Genomic DNA, 22,681 nt, shown 5'->3' with positions numbered 1-22,681 from the left:
TTACTTGAGCGCATCGACCCAATGTTGCATCAGATCCAGATAATCCTCCAGCCGTGCATCAGCCGGGGGCTCCATGCGCACGGACTTTGCCTCCCAACCCAGCTCTTGCTGCAAGAATCGGGCGCCGCGTGCGGGCTGATACTCGGCATGGATGACCACCCCGGGGCGCAGTTCAGCCAGTTCGGTCACCAAAGTGCGCAAATGCCGCGCCGAGGGTGGAATGCCGGGCAGCGGCTCCAAATGACCAACCAAGGCCACCGGCAGCCATTCCTCCAGGTAGTCTAGATCTTCGTGATAGGTCATTAACAAGCGTCCCACACTGACCTGCTCGCGAAGTTCTGCCGCATGGCTGCGAATGCGCATGGCTATTTGTTCGGCGCGGGCCATGAAGGCGGACTCTTGTTGGGGGGCGAGCGTGCCCATATGCGCTGCCAAAGGCATAGCCACAGCGGCAATGCGCAGCGGGTCCACGTGAAAATGAGGATTGCCCTCGGCATGGACATGACCCAGATTGGGGCCATCCATGGTGATGGAACGGCGCAGTTGCAGATGGGAAGAGGCCTTAAAATGTCCCTCGCGGCCGTTGAGGATGCGCGGGTTCCCAGCGCTGGTTTGCACCACCGGTAACCAGCCCTCTTCTAGATCGGCACCCATTTCCACCAGCAGGTCGGCACGCCTAAGCGCTGCCATGAAGCTGGGGCGTGCATCCAGATAGTGGGGGTCACGATCCGGCGGCGCCAGCACACGAACCTGCACCGCATCGCCACCGATTTCTCGGGCCAGCATGCCCAAGGTCGAGGTGGTGGTGACGATTTGCAGTCCTTGCGCTACGACCGTTCCGGGTAACGCCCAGATCAACAGTAGTAAAAAAATGCCCAGCACAAGGCTGGGCAAAGTTTTCGGCAGAAGATGAGTCAATAGTTCACTCCTTGGCTCAGAAGCGATGTGCGCCATGCGCACCCAGAGCCACATTCAGTTGCAACATGAATTCCAAGCCATTGCCGTGGCTGTGGTCGTCATCGGCAAAGTCGATACTGCTGAGCTGCGCCCTCAGGAACACCGGCTCCATGGGGCGGAAAGTCAGCTGAGCACTGTAGCGGTAGGATGTATCTTCAGTTTTACCGTCTCCTCGACCGACTTTATTGGTAAAGCCCAGCGCCTCGGCGCGCAAGCCAGCTTCCCAACGAGGAGCGATGCCATAAACCCCTTGGATGTAGAGTCCATCTTGTTTGTTGGTGAAACTTTGAACATTGGACACCGCACTCCCCTCGAATGCCACATCGCGACGGTCCACATCCTGCGCACGATAAAAATACTCACCTTGCAAACGCCAATCGCCATGGCCATAGCTGCGGCCAGCATCGTGCTTGAATACGCCGTCAACGCCAGCAAACCAAGCCGTGCCATCCCAGTCCTCATTGCGCAACGAATGCTCACGGGTATTTTGATAACTGCGAGCATAGCCGCCGGAAAGTCCGAATTGAGCGGCGTTGGCATCGCCCAAATCAGGGGCAAATTTCACGAAGCCCGTAACCAGGCGGGGGCCGCTGACGTCTTTGAGGATGCGTCCATCACCTTGCGAGCCGATGTAGTTGGCCACACCACTGGTTTCGCCCTGCAAGAGCTCAAGGCCAAACAAAGTGTAGGTATCAGTGGGGGCCAACCAAGTGGCCTGAATGCCGGTTTCCTGCAGGCCATGATCGCCAAACAGATACTCGTTCAACAGCGGACGATCCACGAAGTCCCAATCATGTCCGTGCTGGCTGTTGATGTAGCCAATGCCCGAGAGGAACTTACCCGCTTTCAGCTGCAAGCCATTGGGTAGTCCTAAGGTCTGCAGATAAGCTTCCTCGACTTCCACTTCTTTATCGTTAAAGCCGAGCATCAGGACGCCTTTTAGGGCGCCGCCGAGGGTGCCTTCGATAGAGATTTCCGAGTGCCCCATGTTGAAGCCTTCATCAAAACCATGGCTGTGACCGTGGCCGTGATCATGGCTATGGCCATGATGGTGATGCCCGCTACTGAAGCCTGCCGGGGATTCATTGCCTGTGCTTAAGGTGTTGAAGTACACCGCATCGATGATCAGTGAAATATCCAAATCCAGCTCGTTAGCGGTACTGACCTGCGCGCCGGCAAATACCAGCCCCACCGCGCCTGCCAGTGGCGCGAGTTTGAATGAACGCTTTTTCTGCATGAGTAATCCCCAAGGTTGAATTCGAATTAAATGTTATAACATAACTTTCAAGTAGCAGGTCAATAGGTATCGATTACAAGACCGCAAGCGGGTTGTGCGAAAATCCCTAGGCGATTGCTCACGCCAAAGGGTTGACTTGGAATTCAGCGTTTTTCATCTGGGGTTAGTGATGCTCGGCGGCGCGCTCGGCGGTGTCGCCCGTGTGCTACTCAATGAAACCGTCACGAGACTCTTAGGAAGCAACTTTCCTTGGGGCACTTTGGTGGTCAACGTCACTGGCGCCCTGCTTATCGGCGCCTTGGCAGCGATAGCGATGGTGGGTGACACGCTGCTGCCTTCGACAGCTTGGGCCTTTTTCGCGATAGGGGTCTTGGGCAGTTACACCACGGTATCGTCCTTCAGTCTCCAGACCCTAACTTTGTTACAAAAAGGGGCTCGGGCCGCTGCGTTGGCCAATGTGCTTTTATCCGTTTGCTTGTGTGTCGGCGCCGCGGCATTAGGGTTTGCTGTGGTTGCACTGCTCTTCTCTGGGACAACGGCATGAGCACGCGGTGGCAGATTCTCACCGCGGTGGCCCTAGGCAGTGCTTTGGGTGCAGGTTTGCGCTATGTGCTGGTAATTGTGCTGTTGAGTAGTGGTCTGCCGGGTGCTATCTGGGGAACCTTGCTTGCCAACGTCTTAGGCTCCGGCTTGATTGGCTGGTATGCTGGTCGCCTGCAACATCCGCTGCATGCATTCCAACATTCAACGGCAACTCAGCAGTTTGTGATGGCTGGGTTTTGCGGCGGATTAACAACATTTTCGTTTTTCAGTTTGGAGTTGCTTAGCTTTTTGCTTGAGCAACAGTATGGTTTTGCCGGCTTATATCTCGCTACATCCCTGACGGTATGGGTTGTAGCGGCGCATATCGGTTTTCGAAGGGGCTGTAAGTAATATGGGTTTTCTGAGTTTGTATCGCCCCGCGCGTATTCGTCGCGAGTGGTTTTCTAATGTCCGGGGAGATCTGCTTGCAGGGCTGGTAGTGGCGCTGGCGCTGATCCCTGAGGCGATTGCTTTTTCCATTATTGCCGGGGTTGATCCCAAGGTGGGGCTCTACGCCTCGTTTTGTATCGCCGTTGTGATCGCCTTTACTGGTGGTCGCCCGGGCATGATTTCTGCCGCGACCGCCGCCATGGCGCTGTTGATGATCACTCTGGTGAAGGAACATGGGCTGGAGTATCTGCTGGCTGCGACTTTATTGACGGGCGTGCTGCAGATTCTCGCCGGCTACCTGCGCCTGGGACGGGTGCTGCGCTTTATCTCTAACTCAGTGATGACCGGTTTTGTGAACGCCCTGGCCATTCTGATTTTCTTGGCGCAATTGCCGGAGCTAATTGATGTCACTTGGCACGTTTATGCGCTGACGGCTCTGGGGTTGGGGATCATTTATTTGTTTCCGTATTTGACCCGCTCCCTACCCTCTCCATTGGTGACCATTGTGGTGCTCACCCTGATTGCTTGGGCGCTTCAGCTGGATATTCGCACCGTGGGGGATATGGGTGAGTTGCCCGATACGCTGCCCGTGTTTTTATGGCCGGATGTGCCACTAAATTGGGAAACCCTGTGGATTATTTTTCCCTATTCACTGGCGCTGGCAGTCGTGGGATTGTTGGAGTCGTTGCTCACCCAAAGTATCGTCGATGATCTGACGGATACACAGACCGATCGTAATCAGGAGTGCAAAGGTCAGGGGCTCTCCAATATTGTCGCGGGTAGCTTTGGTGGAATGGCCGGTTGCGCCATGATTGGTCAGTCGGTGATTAATATTAAATCCGGAGGGCGGGGGCGCTTATCAACATTCACCGCTGGGGTGGTTTTGTTAATCATGGTGGTGTTTTTGACGCCATTACTCAGCATGATCCCGATGGCGGCATTGGTCGCTGTCATGATTATGGTCTCCATCGGCACCTTCAATTGGTCGTCGATCAAGAACATGAAGCGTCATCCCTTGAGCACCAATATCGTCATGCTCAGCACCGTCGGAGTCACCGTGTTCACCCACAACTTGGCTCTGGGTGTCCTGACGGGCGTTTTGCTGGCGGCGCTGTTTTTTGCCAACAAGGTCAGCCAATTCATGTTTGTGGGCGCCGACACGGACGAATTGCCGGATGAAAAAACCTTGCACCGCACCTATCGCGTCCATGGTCAGGTATTTTTCGCCTCCGTCGAGAAATTCATGGCTGCGTTTGATTACCGTGAGGATCTCGACAAGGTCACCATTGACCTGTCGCGCGCGCACTTCTGGGACATCAGCTCAGTGGCTGCGCTGGATAAAGTGGTCGTCAACTTCCGTCGTGAGGGGACCGAGGTGGAAATCATCGGCATGAACCAGGCGACAGCAACCATCGTCGATAAACATGCGGTCCATGACAAACCCGATGCCGTCGATCGGTTGATGGGACATTAAAAGCACCAGTGGGAGGGGATACCATGGAAAAAATCATCGCTTGCATTGACGGTTCTCGATCATCGCATTCGGTATGTGATCATGCCGCATGGGCCTCGCTGCGCCTTCAGGCACCGTTGACACTGCTGCATGTGATCAAGAATGTGCACGCTGAAGCCAAGGCCGATTTCAGCGGCAATATGGTGCTGGGTGGGCGTGAAGCCTTGCTCGAGCAAATGGTGGAAGCTGAGGAGACGCGCGGCAAGCTTTTGCGGGAGCAAGGTCGTGCTGTGCTGGCTGATGCCATTGAACGCGTGCAAGCCAAAGGTATAGCCGAGCCCGGGAGTTTGCTGCGCAATGACCGCGTGGTGCTGGCCATTGGTGATATGCAGGAAGAAGCGCGTTTGATTGTGGTTGGCAAGCAAGGCAAGGATGGTGACATGGTGGAGCAACATGTCGGCAGCCATTTGGAGAGCTTAATTCGCACAATGACACGCCCGGTATTGGTGGCGCCTCTGGCGTTTAACCAACCCGAACGATTTATGATCGCTTATGACGGCAGCGCCGCCGCTCAAAAAGTGCTGGATAAAGTGGCCACCAGTCCATTGCTCAAAGGTCTTGAGGCGCATGTGCTGATGGTGGCGGAAGACAACGGCGATAATCGCGCCAAATTGGATCATGCACGTAGCGCTCTAGCGGCTCAGGGCTTTGATGTGCAGGTGGCATTGCGTCAAGGCGCCGTCACCGACGTGGTATGCGCCTACCGGCAGGAACAAGACATTCAGCTATTGGCCATGGGTGCGTTCGGACATTCACTATTGCGACGTTGGTTTGTGGGCAGTACGACCACCGACATGATCATGCGCTCTCCTATCCCTTTGTTGATCGTGCGCTAGCGAGTCAACTCAGTGGGCGGCATCCCAATTGTCGCCCACACCCGCTTCCACCAACAGCGGCACCTTGAGTGTGGCGGCGCCACACATGAGTTCGGTGATTCGCGCTTTGGTTTCATTAATCACCTCGCGCTGCACTTCAAACACCAGTTCATCATGCACCTGCATAATCATACGCGCTGGAGCCTGCTCTTGGGTGATCCAAGCATCAACGGCCAGCATGGCGCGCTTAATAATGTCAGCGGCCGTGCCCTGCATCGGGGCATTGATGGCCACGCGTTCGGCTTGTTGGCGGATTTGCCCGTTGCGGGCGTTGATGTCCGGAAGATACAGGCGGCGGCCGAATAAGGTTTCGACATAGCCCTGCTGACGGGCCTGCTCACGGGTGCGGTCCATATAGTCTTTAACGCCCGGATAGCGCTGAAAATAGAGATCGACATATTCTTGCGCTGCGCCGCGTTCAATGCCCAGCTGGCGGGCCAAACCAAAGGCAGACATGCCATAAATCAGCCCAAAGTTGATGGCCTTAGCCGCACGCCGCTGGTCACTGCTGACCTTATCTAAAGATGTGCCAAACACCTCTGAGGCGGTGGCGCGATGGATGTCTTCGCCTTGCGCAAAGGCTTTGAGCAGTCCCGGGTCATCGGACAAATGCGCCATGATGCGCAGCTCGATCTGCGAGTAGTCAGCGGCCAATAGCAGCTGCCCCTCGGGGGCTATAAAGGCTTGGCGAATACGACGGCCGGCTTCGGTTCGGATAGGGATGTTTTGTAGATTGGGATCGGAGGAGGACAGCCGCCCGGTTGAGGCAACGGCTTGGTGATAAGAAGTGTGGACTCGGCCGGTATCTTTGTCGATACGATCAGGCAGCTTGTCCGTGTAGGTGGATTTGAGCTTGGATAGGCCGCGGTGCTCGAGAATCAGTTTCGGCAGGGGATAATCCAGAGCCAGTTGTTCTAATACGTCTTCAGCGGTTGAGGGCTGACCCTTGGGGGTTTTGCGCAGTACCGGCAGTTTTTGTTGCTCAAAGAGGATTTCCTGAATTTGTTTGGGCGAACCGAGGTTAAAGGCAAAGCCGGCCAAGTCATGGGCCTGGCACTCGATCTGCCCCATGCGATCGGCCAGCTCATGGCTTTGGGTGAAGAGCTGCTGCGGATCGACACAGACGCCAAGGCGTTCCATGCGGGAGAGTACCGGCACCAACGGCACCTCCAGCGACTCATAGACTTCAAGCAGCTTGGGGGTGGCCTGCAGCTGTGGCCATAGGTGGTGAAACAGGCGCAGGGTAATATCTGCATCCTCCGCCGCATAAGGCCCAGCCTCTTCCAAACGCACTTCAGAAAAACAGATTTGTTTGCTGCCCTTGCCGGCCACTTCTTCATACTTAGTAGTACGCACGCCTAGGCAACGTTCAGCCAGAGAATCCATGTCATGCCGCCCTGACGTACTGTTCACTACGTACGACATGAGCATGGTGTCATGGGCAATCCCATTTAAGCTGATGCCATGGTTGGCTAAGACATTGCGGTCAAATTTCAGGTGATGACCCACTTTTTTGTGGTCTGAACTCTCCAGCAAAGGCTTGAGTGCTTCGAGCGTGGTCTCGCGATCCAACTGAGTGGGGGCATCGCTATAGTTATGAGCCAGTGGTAGGTAGGCTGCGCGATAAGGTTCAATCGCGAAGGACACGCCCACGACCCTAGCCTGCATGTAATCCAAGCTGTCGGTCTCAGTATCAAAGGCAAACAGCTCCGCTTCTTCTAGCGCTTTGATCCAATGCTGCAAATGAGCTTCATCGAGAATCAGTTCATATTCCGGTTCTGGGTTCGACGATGCTTCAATTTCGGTGATTTCGGCTTCTTTGGGAGCCTCAGTTTGCTCCAGTTCCTTGAGCCAGCTGCGCAGTTCCAAGCGTTTGAGCAGCATCTGCAACGCGTTCTGGTCGACTGTTTTAAGCTGTAATTGCTCGATGGATGCGTCTAAATCCACATCACACTTGATGGTGACCAGTTGCCGCGACAGCGGCAGCTGCTCGAGACTGGCGCGCAGGTTCTCTCCGATCTTGCCACCAATGGCATCGGCATTGGCGATGATGTTATCCAGACTGCCGTATTCCTGTAGCCATTTGACAGCGGTCTTGGGGCCGACCTTGGGCACGCCTGGAATATTGTCTGAGGTGTCACCGATCAAAGTCAGATAATCGATAATGCCTTGGGGTGTGACCCCAAATTTTTCTTCCACGCCAGCGTCATCGAGGACGCTGCCGTTCATGGTGTTCACCAGCGTGACGCCGGGTTCCACCAGCTGCGCGAGGTCTTTGTCGCCGGTTGAGATGACGATCTCCATGCCTTGAGCATGCGCGGTTTTGGTGAGCGTGCCGATGACATCATCTGCTTCGACTCCCGGTATCACCAGCATGGGCAAACCCATCGCCTCAACCAACTCATGCAGGGGCTCGATCTGCGCGCGCAGCTCTTCGGGCATCGGTGGGCGGTGCGCTTTGTATTCGCTGTAAAGCTCGTCGCGAAAGGTTGGTCCTTTGGCATCAAAGACCACGGCCATGTGGGTGGGCTGATAATCACTGATCAAGCGGCGCAGCATATTGGCAACGCCCAATACGGCCCCCGTGGGCTCGCCCCGCGAATTGCTCAGCGGGGGTAAGGCATGAAAGGCCCGGTACAAATACGATGATCCATCAACCAGTACCAAGGGGGCAGTCTTACTCACAGTGCTTCTTCTCCAGTGATTTCGGCTCCTATTGTGTTACAGACCGATCCTCAGGGGAAACGGGTACTTCCGAATGAGGGCGGTGAAGCGCTATGCTGCCCACATGAATGAGCAGCGCCGCACCGAACATCCAGGTTTAAAGCCCGTCGATGACAGCCATCTGGCCCGTGAGAGCTGGAAGATCTTTCAGATTATGGGTGAGTTTGTCGAGGGCTTTCAGCGTCTGGCGCGGATTAAGCCATCGGTGAGTATTTTTGGCTCAGCGCGTATTCCCCCAGAGCATCCCACTTATCAGCTCGCCGAGGAGATCGCTTTGCAGCTCTCCAATGCTGGGTTTGCCGTGGTGAGCGGCGGCGGGCCTGGGATTATGGAGGCGGCAAACAAGGGTGCTTACGCGGGCAAATCACCGTCTGTGGGCTTGAATATTGTCTTGCCTCATGAACAGGTGGCTAATCCTTATCAGGATGTCTCTTTGGGCTTTCGGCACTTCTTTTCGCGCAAGGTGATGTTTGTGAAATACGCATCGGCCTATGTGGTTTTGCCCGGCGGCTTTGGCACCTTAGACGAATTGGCCGAAATTCTGACGCTGGTGCAAACCCAAAAGACCCGGCGCATCCCCATTATTTTGGTGGGGTCCGAGTTTTGGCAGGGCCTGTTGGATTGGTTCGCGCAAACCTTGATTCCAGCTGGCACGATCAGTGAACAGGATTTGGCGCTATACACCCTCGTGGACGACCCCAAAGATGTGATTGATGCTATTTTCGATTTCTATGAGAAAGGCAGTCTGGAGCCGACTCGCGAAGAACTGGAGAGGTTATCAAACCTATGATGAAACCTATATTTGTGATGGCTCTGGCCTTTTTGCTTATCGTATCGCCGCTGGCTTTGGCGCAAGAGCAGGCGGCCCCGCCGCCACCACCAATGCTGGATGATAGTGGCGAAGGCTTGCGTGAGCTGCTCGAGCCAGAAATTACGATCATCGAGCGCGATGGTGAAACCATTCATGAGAAACGCATCAACGGGCAGCTCTACATGATCCGCGTGGTTCCCCAAAGCGGGCCAGCTTATTATCTGGTGGACTTGGACGGTGACGGAGTCATGGATGTACGCGGCCATGAACTCAATCCGCGCCTGCATATCCCTGCTTGGGTTTTATTCAGCTTTTAAAGACTTTCCAAGCCGGCATAGGCCAATACCAGCCATTTGCTGCCAGCATCACTGAACTGCACTTGGACGCGGGCGGCATTGCCGCGACCCTCATAATCGGTGACGATGCCCTCACCGAATTTTTGGTGCCGTACGCGACTGCCCAGTGAGAATCCGAGTGTGGGTTCGGTGTAGGTGGCTGCTGACTCTGTCTGCGCGGCGCTGTAGGGCCGCCGCAGTGAGGCGCGAGGACGCACATCCTCGAGTAATTCTTCAGGCAACTCACCGATGAAGCGCGAGGGGGCATTAAATGTTTCACGTCCATGCAGGCGTCGCGTTTCGGCATAGCACATCACCAGACGCTGCCGTGCTCGGGTAATACCGACATAAGCCAATCGTCGCTCTTCTTCGAGTCGGCCTGGCTCCTCAGCAGACATACGATGTGGGAAAAGGCCCTCTTCCATACCCACCAAAAACACCAGTGGGAATTCCAAGCCTTTGGCGGAATGTAGGGTCATCAGCTGCACGCAGTCTTCCCAAGCATTGGCCTCACCCTCACCCGCTTCAAGCGCGGCATGGCTGAGAAAGGCAGTTAGCGGAGAGGTGGGTTCGTCCGCGGACTCAACAGTCTCGACACGAAATCCGCGAGCGGCGCTGATGAGTTCATCAAGGTTGTCTAGGCGCGCCTGCGCATTTTCGCCTTTTTCTGCGGCATAGTGATCGCGCAGCCCTGAGTGCTGGATGGCGTGATCCGCTTGTTCATGCAGAGGCAGCGTCAAGCAGGTTTGTGACATTTGCTCAATTAACTGCAAAAAACTTTGCAGCGCATTGCCGGCCCGCGCGGTTAAGCCGCCTTGGCTTAATAAAGTCTTGGCAGCTGACCACAAAGAGCAATCGGCCTGGCGTGCATGGTCACGCAGCAAGGCAACGGTGCGCTCACCCAAGCCGCGACTGGGCTGATTGACGACGCGCTCAAAAGCGGTGTCATCGTCTTTAGAGGCGAGCAATCGTAAGTACGCGAGCGCGTCTTTGATTTCAGCGCGTTCGAAAAAGCGCAGCCCGCCATACACCCGATAGGGGATTTGTTGACCAATCAGGGTTTCTTCAAAAACGCGTGATTGCGCGTTGGACCGATAGAGGATCGCGACTTCACTAAAGCGCCCGCCTTGATGGTGCCAAGTATTGAGTTGTTCAGTGACGAAGCGGGCTTCATCGTATTCGTTAAACGCGCCATAGAGAGTGATGGGCTCTCCTGCTTTACCCGCGGTCCATAGTTCTTTACCCAGCCTGGAGTCGTTGTGGCGGATTAAGGCGTTGGCTGCCGAGAGAATGTTCTGAGTCGAGCGGTAGTTCTGCTCAAGCCGGACCGTCTGTGCGCCCGGGAAATCTCGGGTGAACTGACGGATGTGTTCGACACGTGCGCCGCGCCAGCCATAGATGGACTGGTCATCATCACCCACCGCAAATACGGGAGTTTTCGCCCCAGCCAAGAGCCTCAGCCACGCATATTGAATGGCATTACTGTCCTGAAACTCATCCACCAGAATATGGCGAAAGCGTTCACGGTAGTGCTCAAGCAAGGCCGGAGTATCGCGCAATAGTTCAAGGCTGCGCAGCATCAGCTCAGCAAAATCAACTACTCCGGCACGTCGACAAGCAGCCTCATAGGCCGAATAGATGCGGATCATCTGACGACTGACGGGGTCCCCGCTATCCTGCATATGGGTTGAGCGAATTCCCTCATCCTTGCGGCCATTGATGAACCATTGAATCTGTCTGGGTGGCCAGCGTGCTTCGTCCAAATCCAAAGACTTCAGCACACGCTTGACGAGGCGCAACTGGTCCTCGCTATCAAGGATTTGAAAGGCCTCAGGCAGGCCAGCTTCGCGCCAATGCATGCGCAACAAGCGATGTGATAAGCCATGGAATGTGCCTACCCACAGACCTTGGGGTGGCAGCGCTAACAGGTTTTCTAAGCGACCACGCATTTCATGAGCCGCTTTGTTGGTAAAGGTCACCGCCAAAACACTGTGCGGTGACAAGCCCTCGACTTCAACCAGCCAGGCGATGCGGTGCACCAGAACACGAGTTTTTCCGCTGCCTGCCCCTGCCAAAACCAAAACTGGACTGCAGGGACTGGCAACAGCTTCCCGCTGAGCCTCATTAAGCCCATCCAAAATTGCAGACACGTCCATGCGCGGCAGTGTAGCAAAACCCATGCGGAAAATTTGCCCCGAACCTGAGCATGGGCACTTGCGAGTCATGTTATTAAGGCGGAAACTTATATGACTATAATAGATTGTAATTTGGCTCCTCCGCAGCCATCAGGCAGGTAGCACAGTCACCATGAGCAAAAGTCTGCAAGCCCGCGATATGTTGTCCCAATGGGAAGATTCATATTTGGATGCGGGTAACGCCGCCTATCTCGATTACCTTTTTGAAACCTATCAGGAAAAGCCCGAGGCTGTGCCCGAGCTATGGCGCCAGCATTTTGATGCGCTCACTGGCGGCCAGGCAAACGGCGCCGCCATCCACGGACGAGTGCGTGAAGAATTCCGACGTATGGCAGAAATGCCGGCGCGTGGACTGCCCATGGGCAGCTTGGAGCACGAACGCAAACAAGTCCGTGTCTTGCAGTACATCAATGCCCATCGTTTTCTCGGTCACTTGCAAGCCAATCTGGATCCGCTGGGGCTTCAAGAACCCCGCGCCCTGCCTGAGTTGACGCTGGAATACCATCATCTTTCTGAGGACGATCTGGGCACGGTGTTCAACACCGGCTCATTAGTGGGGCCCGAGGAGGCCTCGCTGCGCGACATCATGCGCATTCTCATCGGTACCTACTGCAAGACGCTGGGTGCGGAGTACATGCATATCACCGATACCGACGAAAAGCGCTGGTTGCAATCTAAGCTCGAACCACTGCGTGGTGAACCGAATTTTAACTCGGGTCAGAAACGCTACATCCTTGATCGTCTGACGGCTGCAGAGGGTCTTGAGCGCTATTTGCACACCCGCTATGTGGGTCAAAAGCGCTTTTCTCTGGAAGGCGGCGAGAGTCTCATTCCGTTGCTCGATGAGATTGTGTTGCGCGCTGCAGAGCATGGCGTGCGTGAGACCATTATGGGCATGGCGCATCGTGGCCGGCTCAATGTGCTCATCAATGTATTGGGCAAATCACCCTCTGTGCTTTTTGAGGAATTCGAGGGCAAGGGGCGGCGCCACCCCGGCACGGGCGATGTGAAGTACCACATGGGCTTTTCGTCCAATGTCCAGCTGCCCACGGGGCGCATGCATTTGGTGCTCGCATTTAATCCTTCACATTTGGAGATTGTTGGCCCAGTGGTTGAGGGCTCAGTGCGCGCACGGCAGACTCGCTGGGAGGATCCTGATGGTGATCGCGTGCTGCCTTTGGTTATCCACGGCGATGCCGCGTTTGCTGGCCAAGGCGTCGTTATGGAAACCTTGAATATGTCGCAAACCCGGGGATTTTCCACCAAAGGTACGATTCATGTGGTGGTCAATAATCAGATTGGCTTCACCACAAGTACACTGAAAGATGCTCGCTCTACGCCCTATTGCACTGATGTGGCGAAAATGGTGAATGCACCCATTTTGCATGTGAACGGGGATGATCCGGAAATGGTGGTTTATGCGGCGCAGATCGCTTTGGAATACCGCATGAAGTTCAAAAAAGATGTGGTAATCGATTTGGTCTGCTACCGCCGTCATGGCCATAACGAAGCCGATGAGCCCTCAGCTACCCAGCCGCAAATGTATCAAAGTATTAAAGCGTTACCGACGACACGGGCGCGTTACGCCCAGCATCTGGAACAGACAAATATCATCGATGCAGCCGAAGCAGACACCATGGTGGATGCTTTGCGCACTCGCCTAGATAGCGGTGCTGACATCGCGCCCCACCACTTGCTGGGCGAGGACAACAGCCATCGAGTCACCATCAATTGGAAGCCTCATTTAGACAAGGATTGGCGTGAGACTGCGGTGACGCGTGTGGCACCCGAGAAGCTTCGCCAGTATTGGCGTGCTATGGGCGATCTGCCTGAGGGTATGGAGCTGCAACCCCGAGTGGCCAAAATTGTCGATGATCGGCGCAAGATGGCAGCAGGGTCACTACCGCTGGATTGGGGTTTTGCTGAGGTCAGTGCCTATGCCAGCCTGGTTGATGAGGGCTACCCCGTGCGGCTCAGCGGCCAAGATTGTGGACGTGGCACCTTTTTTCATCGACATGCGGTGTTATTCAATCAGCGCGACGGCGAGCGCTGGATTCCGCTGCGCCATGTGCATGAAGATCAGGCAGATTTTCTGGTCATTGATTCACTGCTCTCCGAAGAGGCGGTGTTGGCCTTTGAATATGGCTATGCCACAGCTACTCCAGAAACACTGACCATTTGGGAAGCGCAGTTCGGTGACTTCGCTAATGGTGCGCAAGTGGTCATCGATCAATTCATCAGCTCTGGTGAACAAAAATGGGACCGCCTTTGTGGACTCGTGATGTTGTTGCCCCATGGTTATGAGGGCCAAGGTCCAGAACATTCTTCAGCGCGTCTGGAGCGTTATTTGCAGCTTTGTGCACAGAACAATATGCAAGTTTGCGTGCCCTCAACGCCGGCACAAATGTTCCACCTTTTGCGTCGGCAGATGATTCGCCCCTATCGCAAGCCGCTGATCGTCATGACCCCAAAGAGTCTGTTGCGGCATAAACTGGCGGTGAATGCGCTAGAGGATTTGACGCAGGGCCGATTCTTTAATGTCATGGATGAAATAGATAGTCTTGATGCGGCTAAGGTGAAACGAATTTTGATGTGCAGTGGCAAGGTCTACTACGACCTGCTCGAGCGGCGGCGCGCCGAGGAGAAAAACGATATCGCAATTTTGCGCATCGAACAGCTTTACCCCTTCCCCGAAGAGGAACTATCCGCGGTGCTGGCCCAATATCCCAATGCCAAGGAATTTATTTGGGTACAAGAAGAACCGCTGAATCAAGGTGCTTGGTACTCCAGTCAGCACCATATTCGGCCGCTAATTGGTGAGAAGTACCACTTACAGCACGTGACGCGGCCCGCGTCTGCCTCACCGGCTGTGGGTCACCTAGATGTCCATGCGAAACAGCAGGAAGCGCTCGTTGAGCGTGCATTACGACAAAACTAAAAAGTCAGTGACAAGGATCCCATTACCATGAGCACAGAGGTCAAAATTCCGCAGCTGCCCGAGTCGGTTTCTGACGCGACGATTGTTTCTTGGCATAAGCGCAGCGGTGAAGCCGTTAAGCGCGATGAAATTTTGGTGGATATTGAAACTGACAAGGTGGTTCTGGAGGTGCCCGCGCCGCTAGATGGCGTGTTGGGCAAGATTCTTGAAGATGAGGGTTCTGTGGTTACCGCTGGACAGGTGATTGGTCATATCGAAGAAGGGGGTGCAAGTCCAGTAAAGGCGCCAGCAGCCACATCGCCCGCGGCCGCTGCCAAAGCTGATACTGCCCAAGCTGAGCTCCCGCTGAGCCCCGCTGTTCGTAAAATGGTGGCTGAGCATGACCTAGACGTCAGTCAGATTGAGGGCACAGGCAAAGATGGTCGTTTGCTCAAAGAAGATGTGTTGCGCCATTTAGCGGGTGATACGTCCGTTGAGACCAAACCGGCAACAGAGTCGGCTGTCGAGCCGGCAGTCCCCGCTTCCAGCCCTGCCCCGGCTGCGGCCCCAAGTGCATCAGGACCACCGCCGGTAACCGCCTTAGGACGCACCGAGAAACGCGTGCCCATGACGCGCTTGCGGGCGCGTGTCGCGGAGCGTTTGGTGGAGGCTCAGCAAACCGCGGCGATGCTCACAACATTCAACGAAGTGAACATGAAGCCGGTGATGGAGTTGCGCTCGCAATATAAGGATCGTTTTGAAAAACGCCATGGTGTGCGCCTGGGCTTTATGTCCTTTTTCGTCAAAGCCGCCACCGAGGCGCTTAAGCGCTTTCCCGAAGTGAATGCCTCAATCGATGGCAAGGATATTGTCTATCACGGCTTTTTTGATATCGGCATCGCGGTTTCCGCACCACGCGGCTTGGTGGTCCCCATTTTGCGGGACACCGATAGCCTTAACATGCCCGATATCGAGCGCAAAATCACTGAGTTCGGTGAGCGCGCCACGGCCGGTAGTCTCAGTATGGATGATCTCACCGGCGGCACCTTCACCATTTCCAATGGCGGAGTTTTTGGCTCATTGTTATCTACCCCGATTATTAATCCACCCCAGAGTGCGATATTGGGCATGCATCGCATTCAGGAAAGACCTATGGCAGAAAATGGGCAGGTGGTGATCCGGCCGATGATGTATTTAGCGCTGTCTTATGACCATCGGCTGATCGACGGGCGTGAGGCGGTGCAATTCTTGGTAACCATCAAGGATATGCTGGAAGACCCCACCCGTCTGTTGCTCGAGGTCTAATAAGGGAGGAAGCATCATGGCAAAAGACAAATACGATGTGGTGGTTATTGGCGGCGGTCCTGCCGGCTATGTGGCTGCAATCCGCGCAGCCCAACTGGGTCTGGATGCCGCCTGTATCGACCGCTGGCGCGATGGCGAGGGTCAGGCGCGGCTGGGCGGAACCTGCCTGAACGTCGGTTGTATTCCCTCAAAAGCGTTATTGGAATCTTCTGAGCTCTATGAACACACGGGCAAGCACCTGAACTCTCATGGGGTTTTGGTAGGCAAGCTAGAGCTTGATCTGGCGGCAATGATGGCCCGCAAAGATAAATTGGTGGGGCAGCTGACCCAGGGTATTCAGGGATTATTCAAGGCCAACAAAGTCGATTGGTTACAAGGTAGTGGTCAACTGCATCCCGATAAGCAAGTCAAATTCACGACCCATGATGGTAAAGAGTCCATGATTGCTGCCGAAAATGTGATTCTGGCGGCTGGCTCCGTCCCTATCGAATTGGGTTTTGCACCCTTTGATGGCGACTATATTGTCGATTCCACCGGTGCTTTGGAATTCGATAAAGTCCCGAAACGACTGGGCGTGATCGGTGCTGGCGTGATCGGCTTGGAGCTGGGCAGTGTTTGGCGCCGCTTGGGCTCTGAGGTGGTGATGCTCGAAGCGCAAGACCGTTTCCTGACTTTTTGTGATGACCAGGTCGCCAATGAGTCACGCAAGATGTTCAGCAAACAAGGATTGGATATTCGTTTATCAGCGCGCGTCACAGAAGCTAAGGTCGACAAGCGTAAACGCTCGGTGGCAGTGACCTATGAAGATGAACAGGGCAAGCATACGGAGCATTTTGACAAGCTGATTGTCTGTGTGGGGCGGCGCCCGGCCAGTGATGATTTGATCGCCGGCAATGTCGAGCTAGCCACGGAAGAGCGTGGTCTGATCCATGTAAACGATCACTGTGAGACCACCTTGGCGGGTGTTTATGCCATTGGTGACGTAGTACGCGGCCCGATGCTGGCACATAAGGGTTCGGAAGAGGGCGTTATGGTCGCAGAACGCATAGCGGGTATGAACGTCAGCCTGAATTACGATGTGATTCCCAATGTCATCTATACCTTGCCGGAGATCGCCTGGGTGGGTGCCAGTGAACAGGACCTAAAAGCCAAGGGGATCCCCTATGCGATGGGCGTATTTCCTTTTGTGGCCTCAGGGCGAGCCAAGGCGATGGACGACACCAGCGGCTTTGTGAAAATACTCGCACATGCCGAAACTGACCGTATCTTGGGGGCGCATATCATTAGCCCGCGGGCCTCAGAGCTAATTGCCGAGTGTGTGATCGCCATGGAGTTTGGCGCCTCCAGTGAGGATTTGGGTCGTACTGTCTTTGCTCATCCCACCTTGTCCGAGGCGGTTCATGAAGCGGCTTTGGCGACCTTAGGACATCCGCTGCATATTCCGCCGGTGGGCCGTAAAGCTAAGTGACTCAATAGATTGGCCAAATGGCGTTGATCGCTAGCGACGCCAGGCCAGTGCAAAAGCCAGCAGGCTTCCGATGCCCAGCACCCAGCTGGCCCAAGGAAGTCCCATGGCTGACGGCGCTGCTGGAATGAGTGCGGCGACTAATACCGCGGCTAATAGGGCGCTACCACCGGCGATAGCAAGCACCTGTGATTGCCTTCCTTGTGTTTCCTGCTGGCTCTCCGTCGCGGCCTGTACGGCGTAAAGCTGTGTTTCACTGGGTCGCTGCGCTTGATGCCGGAGGGCTTCATAAATGAGTTCTGGCAGATCCGGCGTTTTTTCTAAAATAAAGGGCAAATTGCGCTGTAGGCCTTTGATAAAAGCCCGAGCACCCACCTGCTCATCCATCCAGCGCTGAATAAAAGGGCGGGCCGTTTGCCACAAATCGAGTTCGGGATAGAGGTCACGGCCCATGCCCTCGATGTTGAGCAATGTCTTTTCCAATAAAACCAGTTGCGGTTGAACCTGCATATCAAAGCGCCGCGCCGTTTGAAAAAGCCGGACAAGCACATGGCCAAAAGAGATGTCTTTAAGCGGCTTTTCGAAAATAGGCTCGCACACAGTGCGGATAGCACCTTCTAGCTCCGCCACGCGCACCGTGGGCGGCACCCATCCAGACTGCACATGGAGCTCGGCCACACGGGCGTAATCCCGGTTGAAAAAGGCGTAGAAGTTTTCCGCCAGATAGCGTTGATCAGCGGGTGATAAGGTGCCAACGATGCCAAAATCAACGGCGATATAGCTTGGGTCGGCGGGGTTTGAGGCATTGATGAACACATTGCCGGGATGCATATCGGCATGGAAAAAATTGTGGCGAAATACCTGCGTGAAAAAGGTTTCAACGCCCCGCTCCGCGAGTAGCTTGAGGTCGACCCCGAGACTGCGCAGGGTTTTGATATCGGAGACGGGCACGCCATAAACCCGTTCCATCACCATGACGTCGCGCCGACAAAAATCCCAGTACACCTCGGGTAAGTACAAAAGCGGGGAATTCTCAAAGTTACGGCGGATCTGCGAGGCATTCGCAGCCTCGCGCATCAAGTCCAGTTCATCGAGGATGGTTTGCTCGTACTCGGCGACCACTTCAATCGGGCGTAAGCGTCGCCCCTCAGGCCAGTACCTCTCCGCCAGTTCAGCGATGACGTACATGAGTTCGACATCACGACGAATGGCTTTTTCAATGCCCGGGCGTAACACCTTGACCACTACCTCGCGGCCATCATGCATGCGTGCCGCATGCACTTGAGCAATGGAGGCCGAAGCCATGGGGCTTTCCTCAAAATGCGCAAACAACTCGCCTACAGGGTGGCCTAGAGATTTTTCGATAATGGCCCGCGCCTGTTCATTGGGAAATGGCGGCACGCGATCCTGTAGCTTGGCCATCTCCTCGGCGATATCATCCGGCAGCAAGTCGCGGCGGGTTGAGATCATCTGCCCAAACTTAATGAAGATCGGGCCGAGATCTTCCAAAGCGCGGCGGATGCGTTCGCCATGACCGTAATCGATGTGACGAAACCAATTCCAGGGGGCTAAGTAGCGTACCCAGCGAACCGGACGCAGCAGGCGAATGGCCAGCACCACATCGTCCAGTCCATGACGGATCAAAACCCGGTTAATGGTGACCAGCCGCAGGATCTGGCTGGGATGTAAATGTTTCACGAACCCTTCTCCGCTCCTCGCGCCTCCAGACGTTTCAACCGCGCTTCCAAACGTTCCGCATCATTGCGCAGCGCATCAACAGCATCCAGAAAGCCTTCGACCTCTGGAGGTGAGGGTAGGGTGCGCGATTCCTCTTGCAGGTATTCGGCGATATCCGCTTGCCATGCCTGGTTATTGCGTTGCCACCACTGACGTATCTCAGCTAGGGTTCGGCCGGTTTGGTGAGCAATGATGTCACCGGTGAGGCGCGCCAGAAGCTCCTCCCAGTCGATGTCGACTTGCCGAAGCAAATCATTGAACTGCTTGGCCACTTCTGCGTCCCCGGTGATCACCACCCCCTCTGGCAATTGCGTCCCTGAGGTGCCGGTGGCGAGGTTGATCAGCGCCAAGGGTGTGGCGGCGATGCGGGCATCCGCTTGCCCATCGTAATGCGAGAGTACTTGCATGCTGTCGGCCGCTGGAAGAAAAAACAGTGTTAGGTCGAGTCCGGTGATTTCCACAGCAATGACCGCTTTTTGCATTCTTTCAATGCGTGCCTGGCTATCGGCGTCTAAGCCCAAAAAGCGATTGATGGCTTCTTCGATGAGCTGCGTGATGGAGCTGGGGATGATCATGGGCGATCCACTTAGAGTTTATAGCCACGATGCAGCGCGACGATGCCACCGGTAAGATTGAAATAATCACAACGCTCAAACCCTGTTGTTTCCATCATACCTTTTAGCGTCTCTTGGTCGGGGTGCATGCGAATGCTTTCAGCCAGGTAGCGATAACTCTCGGCATCATTAGCCACCATGCGCCCCATAAACGGGAGCGCCTTGAAGCTGTAAAAATCATAGAGCTTTTGAAAACCCGCAGAGGTCGGGTGAGAGAATTCCAATACCAACAATTTGCCGCCGGGTTTGAGTACCCGCAGCATGGAGGCTAACGCCGCATTCTTATCCGTCACATTGCGCAGCCCAAAAGCAATCGTGATCAGATCGAAATGATTATCGGGGTAAGGCAGGCGCTCGGCATTGCCCTGCACATAACGGATATTGCCAATCAGACCCTCATCAATGAGTCGCGAGCGGCCGACCTGCAGCATGGAGGCATTGATATCGCACAGCACGACTTCGCCAGTGTCGCCCACAATACGTGCAAAACGCGCAGCGAGATCACCGGTGCCGCCTGCCAGATCCAGTATCCGCCAGCCAGGCCGAGCCGCTGCAGTTTCCACGGTAAAGCGCTTCCACATGCGGTGAATGCCCAAAGACATCAAATCATTCATCAGGTCATAGCGTTGCGCCACCGAGTGAAATACCTCGCCAACCCGCTTAACCTTTTCGTCGACTGGGACTTGTTCATAGCCAAAGTCGGTTGTTTTCTTGCTGCTCATGCGCCTCCCCTAAGCTTTGCGCTGGTGGCCAGCGGCGGCCAGCCGTTGCAAATAGTTCTCCCACAGCTCTGCCTGATTGCAGCCCAGATGAAACAGGTAATTCCAGTCATAGATACCGGTATCGTGCCCATCTGAAAATATCAGTTTGATGGCATAGTGACCAATGGGTTCGATGTTCACAATGCCCACATCTTCTTTGCCCACCTGCAGTACTTCCTGACCCGGACCGTGGCCAGTGACTTCAGCAGAAGGCGAATGCACCCTTAAGAACTCGCAGCTCAACTGATGACTGACACCATCGGCATAAACCAGCTCTAACTTGCGCGACTGCTGATGCAGCCGAATGTCTGTGGGGCGGTTTTTGTTGGCCATGGGATGTCCTCAAAGAATGTAGCGGCTCAAGTCCTGGTCCTGAACCAGATCACCTAAACGCGCATCGACAAAAGCGGCATCAATCATCGTCTCGGGCGCGGTATCGGGGGCTTCGTAAGAGACGGTCTCGATGACCCGCTCCATTACCGTGTGCAGCCGGCGGGCGCCAATGTTCTCGGTGCGATCGTTGACCTCGCAGGCGATTTCCGCCAGACGTCGCACGCCATCCTCGGTAAAGCGCAGGCTGACACCTTCGGTTTGCAGCAGCGCTGCGTACTGTTCGGTTAGTGAGGCCCGGGGTTCGGTCAAGATGCGCACGAAATCCTCACTGCTCAAAGCCTGTAACTCGACCCGGATGGGCAGGCGCCCCTGCAACTCCGGAATGAGATCGGAAGGCTTCGACAGGTGGAACGCGCCAGAGGCAATGAACAGAATATGGTCTGTGCGTACCGAGCCCATTTTGGTGGTCACCGTGCAGCCCTCTACTAACGGCAGTAGATCGCGCTGTACGCCCTCGCGGGAGACATCAGCGCCGCTGTACTCGCCTTTGCGCGCTACCTTGTCGATTTCGTCGATAAAGACAATGCCATTTTGCTCGACATGGCTGACCGCTCGCAGTTTGATGTCTTCCTCATTCACCAGTCGGGCAGCCTCCTCGTCGGTCAACAGCTTCAGGGCCTCGCTAATCTTCAATTTGCGTGTGCGTGTGCGCTGACCGCCCAAGTTTTGAAACAGGCCTTGTAGCTGGCTGGCCATATCCTCCATACCCGGGGGCGTCATGATATCCACACCCGGCGGGATTGCCTGTACCTGAATTTCGATTTCCTTATCGTCAAGTTGCCCTTCTCTTAGGCGCTTCCTGAATTTCTGCCGCGTTTCTGAATCCGTGCGTTGAGGTTGCGCCGGCTCGCCCGCCATAAATCCACCACCGGAGGAGCGCGGCGGTGGCAGCAAAGCGTCCAGAATGCGCTCTTCCGCAGCCTCTTCGGCGCGGGGCTGCATCTTGCTTTTCTCTTGCTCACGCAGCATTTTCACAGCAGCATCCACGAGATCGCGGATGATCGATTCCACATCTCGCCCGACGTAGCCGACCTCGGTGAATTTAGTGGCTTCGACCTTGATAAAAGGTGCATTGGCGAGGCGCGCCAGACGGCGGGCGATCTCGGTTTTTCCGACCCCAGTGGGACCAATCATCAGAATATTCTTGGGCGTGACCTCGCGCGCCAAATCCTCAGGCAACTGCTGGCGCCGCCAGCGGTTACGCAAGGCAATCGCCACAGCGCGTTTGGCTGCGTCTTGGCCGATGATGAAGCGGTCCAGTTCTTGGACGATTTCTCGGGGAGTCATTGCGGACATAGCCATATTAAAGTTCTTCCACCGTCAAATGATGATTGGTATAGATACAGATATCCGCTGCGATATTCAGTGCTTTTTCGGTGATGTCTTTCGCGCCGAGCTCGGTGTTGTCCAGCAAGGACCTGGCTGCCGCCTGAGCAAAGGGTCCGCCTGAACCAATGGCAATCAGGCCATCTTCTGGCTCGATCACATCGCCGTTGCCGGAGATAATCAGCGAGGCCTCACTGTCAGCGACGGCCAGCAACGCTTCCAGGCGCCGCAAACTGCGTTCGGTACGCCAGTCTTTGGCGAGCTCAACCGCCGCGCGCACCAGATTGCCACTGTATTTTTCCAGCTTACCTTCAAAGCGCTCGAACAAGGTAAACGCATCAGCCGTGCCGCCGGCAAAACCCGCAATCACTCGCTCGTGGTGGAGACGGCGTACCTTGCGGGCGTTGCCTTTCATGATGGTATTGCCCAAAGACACCTGGCCATCGCCGCCTAGGGCCACTTTGCCCCCGCGCCGGACGCTCACAATGGTGGTACCGCGAAACTGTTCCACGCCAAACCCTCTCATCTGAAACGGCAAAACCGT

General features: G+C 55.3%; 19 protein-coding genes. 9 read left to right on the top strand and 10 right to left on the bottom strand.

From position 1 onward, the window contains the following. The gene (locus tag CKX93_RS04330; protein ID WP_420828610.1) at positions 1–918 is read right to left on the bottom strand and encodes a metal ABC transporter substrate-binding protein; all 918 of its coding nucleotides are present in this window, start codon (positions 916–918) and stop codon (positions 1–3) included. 16 nt (positions 919–934) lie between these two features. Beyond that, positions 935–2,194 (bottom strand): TonB-dependent receptor, encoded by a 1,260-nt coding sequence (locus CKX93_RS04325; RefSeq protein WP_084178659.1) that lies wholly within the window; start codon positions 2,192–2,194, stop codon positions 935–937. Positions 2,195–2,330: 136 nt separating this feature from the next. Here CKX93_RS04325 and crcB point away from each other — a divergent pair, with 136 nt between their 5' ends. From crcB to CKX93_RS04305, 4 genes are read left to right on the top strand one after another with little or no spacing between them, the layout of a single operon-like run. After that, positions 2,331–2,738: a fluoride efflux transporter CrcB gene (gene crcB / locus CKX93_RS04320; protein WP_234982805.1), complete on the top strand. Its 408-nt coding sequence runs from the start codon at positions 2,331–2,333 to the stop codon at positions 2,736–2,738. Then, positions 2,735–3,127: a fluoride efflux transporter FluC gene (locus CKX93_RS04315; protein ID WP_076755469.1), complete on the top strand. Its 393-nt coding sequence runs from the start codon at positions 2,735–2,737 to the stop codon at positions 3,125–3,127. The genes crcB and CKX93_RS04315 overlap by 4 nt, the downstream gene beginning before the upstream one ends. Before the next feature lies 1 nt (position 3,128). Beyond that, the gene (locus tag CKX93_RS04310; RefSeq protein ID WP_076755468.1) at positions 3,129–4,640 is read left to right on the top strand and encodes a SulP family inorganic anion transporter; all 1,512 of its coding nucleotides are present in this window, start codon (positions 3,129–3,131) and stop codon (positions 4,638–4,640) included. 23 nt (positions 4,641–4,663) lie between these two features. Beyond that, positions 4,664–5,515, top strand: coding sequence for a universal stress protein (locus CKX93_RS04305; RefSeq protein ID WP_076755467.1), 852 nt, complete (start codon positions 4,664–4,666; stop codon positions 5,513–5,515). Positions 5,516–5,524: 9 nt separating this feature from the next. Here the strand turns inward: CKX93_RS04305 and polA are convergent, their stop codons facing one another. Then, a complete protein-coding gene (gene polA / locus CKX93_RS04300) occupies positions 5,525–8,239 on the bottom strand; it encodes a DNA polymerase I (protein ID WP_076755466.1) in 2,715 nt (904 codons plus the stop codon). Positions 8,240–8,342: 103 nt separating this feature from the next. Here polA and CKX93_RS04295 point away from each other — a divergent pair, with 103 nt between their 5' ends. Both CKX93_RS04295 and CKX93_RS04290 read left to right on the top strand, forming a co-directional pair. Then, positions 8,343–9,068: an LOG family protein gene (locus tag CKX93_RS04295; protein ID WP_076755465.1), complete on the top strand. Its 726-nt coding sequence runs from the start codon at positions 8,343–8,345 to the stop codon at positions 9,066–9,068. After that, the gene (locus CKX93_RS04290) at positions 9,065–9,406 is read left to right on the top strand and encodes a DUF2782 domain-containing protein (protein WP_076755464.1); all 342 of its coding nucleotides are present in this window, start codon (positions 9,065–9,067) and stop codon (positions 9,404–9,406) included. The genes CKX93_RS04295 and CKX93_RS04290 overlap by 4 nt, the downstream gene beginning before the upstream one ends. Here CKX93_RS04290 and uvrD read toward each other — a convergent pair. After that, positions 9,403–11,580, bottom strand: a complete 2,178-nt coding sequence (uvrD, locus tag CKX93_RS04285; protein WP_076755923.1) for a DNA helicase II — start codon at positions 11,578–11,580, stop codon at positions 9,403–9,405. The two genes, CKX93_RS04290 and uvrD, sit on opposite strands and share 4 nt — an antisense overlap. Positions 11,581–11,731: 151 nt before the next feature. On the opposite strand from uvrD, the gene CKX93_RS04280 reads away from it, so the two are divergent. From CKX93_RS04280 to lpdA, 3 genes are read left to right on the top strand one after another with little or no spacing between them, the layout of a single operon-like run. Further along, positions 11,732–14,557: a 2-oxoglutarate dehydrogenase E1 component gene (locus CKX93_RS04280; protein ID WP_076755463.1), complete on the top strand. Its 2,826-nt coding sequence runs from the start codon at positions 11,732–11,734 to the stop codon at positions 14,555–14,557. A 27-nt stretch (positions 14,558–14,584) separates the two neighbouring features. Next, entirely contained in the window at positions 14,585–15,841 is a 1,257-nt protein-coding gene (gene odhB, locus CKX93_RS04275) for a 2-oxoglutarate dehydrogenase complex dihydrolipoyllysine-residue succinyltransferase (protein WP_076755462.1), read from the top strand. A 16-nt stretch (positions 15,842–15,857) separates the two neighbouring features. Then, a complete protein-coding gene (lpdA, locus tag CKX93_RS04270) occupies positions 15,858–17,309 on the top strand; it encodes a dihydrolipoyl dehydrogenase (protein WP_076755461.1) in 1,452 nt (483 codons plus the stop codon). A 30-nt stretch (positions 17,310–17,339) separates the two neighbouring features. Here the strand turns inward: lpdA and ubiB are convergent, their stop codons facing one another. The 6 genes from ubiB to hslV are packed head-to-tail and all read right to left on the bottom strand — an operon-like array spanning position 17,340 to position 22,648. Next, the gene (ubiB, locus tag CKX93_RS04265) at positions 17,340–19,004 is read right to left on the bottom strand and encodes a ubiquinone biosynthesis regulatory protein kinase UbiB (RefSeq protein WP_084178658.1); all 1,665 of its coding nucleotides are present in this window, start codon (positions 19,002–19,004) and stop codon (positions 17,340–17,342) included. Beyond that, complete coding sequence (locus CKX93_RS04260) at positions 19,001–19,618, bottom strand: ubiquinone biosynthesis accessory factor UbiJ (protein ID WP_076755460.1); 618 nt, start codon at positions 19,616–19,618, stop codon at positions 19,001–19,003. Before CKX93_RS04260 ends, ubiB begins: the two co-directional genes overlap by 4 nt. Before the next feature lie 11 nt (positions 19,619–19,629). Beyond that, positions 19,630–20,379, bottom strand: a complete 750-nt coding sequence (ubiE, locus tag CKX93_RS04255; protein WP_076755459.1) for a bifunctional demethylmenaquinone methyltransferase/2-methoxy-6-polyprenyl-1,4-benzoquinol methylase UbiE — start codon at positions 20,377–20,379, stop codon at positions 19,630–19,632. A 9-nt stretch (positions 20,380–20,388) separates the two neighbouring features. Further along, the gene (locus CKX93_RS04250; protein WP_076755458.1) at positions 20,389–20,751 is read right to left on the bottom strand and encodes a gamma-butyrobetaine hydroxylase family protein; all 363 of its coding nucleotides are present in this window, start codon (positions 20,749–20,751) and stop codon (positions 20,389–20,391) included. 9 nt (positions 20,752–20,760) lie between these two features. Then, positions 20,761–22,107, bottom strand: a complete 1,347-nt coding sequence (gene hslU, locus CKX93_RS04245; protein WP_076755921.1) for an ATP-dependent protease ATPase subunit HslU — start codon at positions 22,105–22,107, stop codon at positions 20,761–20,763. A 7-nt stretch (positions 22,108–22,114) separates the two neighbouring features. Further along, the gene (gene hslV, locus CKX93_RS04240; protein WP_076755920.1) at positions 22,115–22,648 is read right to left on the bottom strand and encodes an ATP-dependent protease subunit HslV; all 534 of its coding nucleotides are present in this window, start codon (positions 22,646–22,648) and stop codon (positions 22,115–22,117) included. Between the last annotated feature and the right edge of the window lie 33 nt (positions 22,649–22,681).

Source organism: Ectothiorhodosinus mongolicus (assembly GCF_022406875.1).
GTDB lineage: Bacteria > Pseudomonadota > Gammaproteobacteria > Ectothiorhodospirales > Ectothiorhodospiraceae > Ectothiorhodospira > Ectothiorhodospira mongolica.
The sequence above is the reverse complement of the archived record's forward strand: the minus strand, read 5'-3'. Positions and strand labels throughout refer to the sequence as shown.

What these genes read in the sequence shown, in the direction of transcription:
- CKX93_RS04325 (WP_084178659.1), bottom strand. Translation starts at nt 2,194, where the DNA reads ATGCAGAAAAAGCGTTCATTCAAACTCGCGCCACTGGCAGGCGCGGTG.
- CKX93_RS04315 (WP_076755469.1), top strand. Translation starts at nt 2,735, where the DNA reads ATGAGCACGCGGTGGCAGATTCTCACCGCGGTGGCCCTAGGCAGTGCT.
- CKX93_RS04310 (WP_076755468.1), top strand. Translation starts at nt 3,129, where the DNA reads ATGGGTTTTCTGAGTTTGTATCGCCCCGCGCGTATTCGTCGCGAGTGG.
- CKX93_RS04305 (WP_076755467.1), top strand. Translation starts at nt 4,664, where the DNA reads ATGGAAAAAATCATCGCTTGCATTGACGGTTCTCGATCATCGCATTCG.
- CKX93_RS04295 (WP_076755465.1), top strand. Translation starts at nt 8,343, where the DNA reads ATGAATGAGCAGCGCCGCACCGAACATCCAGGTTTAAAGCCCGTCGAT.
- CKX93_RS04290 (WP_076755464.1), top strand. Translation starts at nt 9,065, where the DNA reads ATGATGAAACCTATATTTGTGATGGCTCTGGCCTTTTTGCTTATCGTA.
- uvrD (WP_076755923.1), bottom strand. Translation starts at nt 11,580, where the DNA reads ATGGACGTGTCTGCAATTTTGGATGGGCTTAATGAGGCTCAGCGGGAA.
- CKX93_RS04280 (WP_076755463.1), top strand. Translation starts at nt 11,732, where the DNA reads ATGAGCAAAAGTCTGCAAGCCCGCGATATGTTGTCCCAATGGGAAGAT.
- odhB (WP_076755462.1), top strand. Translation starts at nt 14,585, where the DNA reads ATGAGCACAGAGGTCAAAATTCCGCAGCTGCCCGAGTCGGTTTCTGAC.
- lpdA (WP_076755461.1), top strand. Translation starts at nt 15,858, where the DNA reads ATGGCAAAAGACAAATACGATGTGGTGGTTATTGGCGGCGGTCCTGCC.
- CKX93_RS04260 (WP_076755460.1), bottom strand. Translation starts at nt 19,618, where the DNA reads ATGATCATCCCCAGCTCCATCACGCAGCTCATCGAAGAAGCCATCAAT.
- ubiE (WP_076755459.1), bottom strand. Translation starts at nt 20,379, where the DNA reads ATGAGCAGCAAGAAAACAACCGACTTTGGCTATGAACAAGTCCCAGTC.
- CKX93_RS04250 (WP_076755458.1), bottom strand. Translation starts at nt 20,751, where the DNA reads ATGGCCAACAAAAACCGCCCCACAGACATTCGGCTGCATCAGCAGTCG.
- hslU (WP_076755921.1), bottom strand. Translation starts at nt 22,107, where the DNA reads ATGTCCGCAATGACTCCCCGAGAAATCGTCCAAGAACTGGACCGCTTC.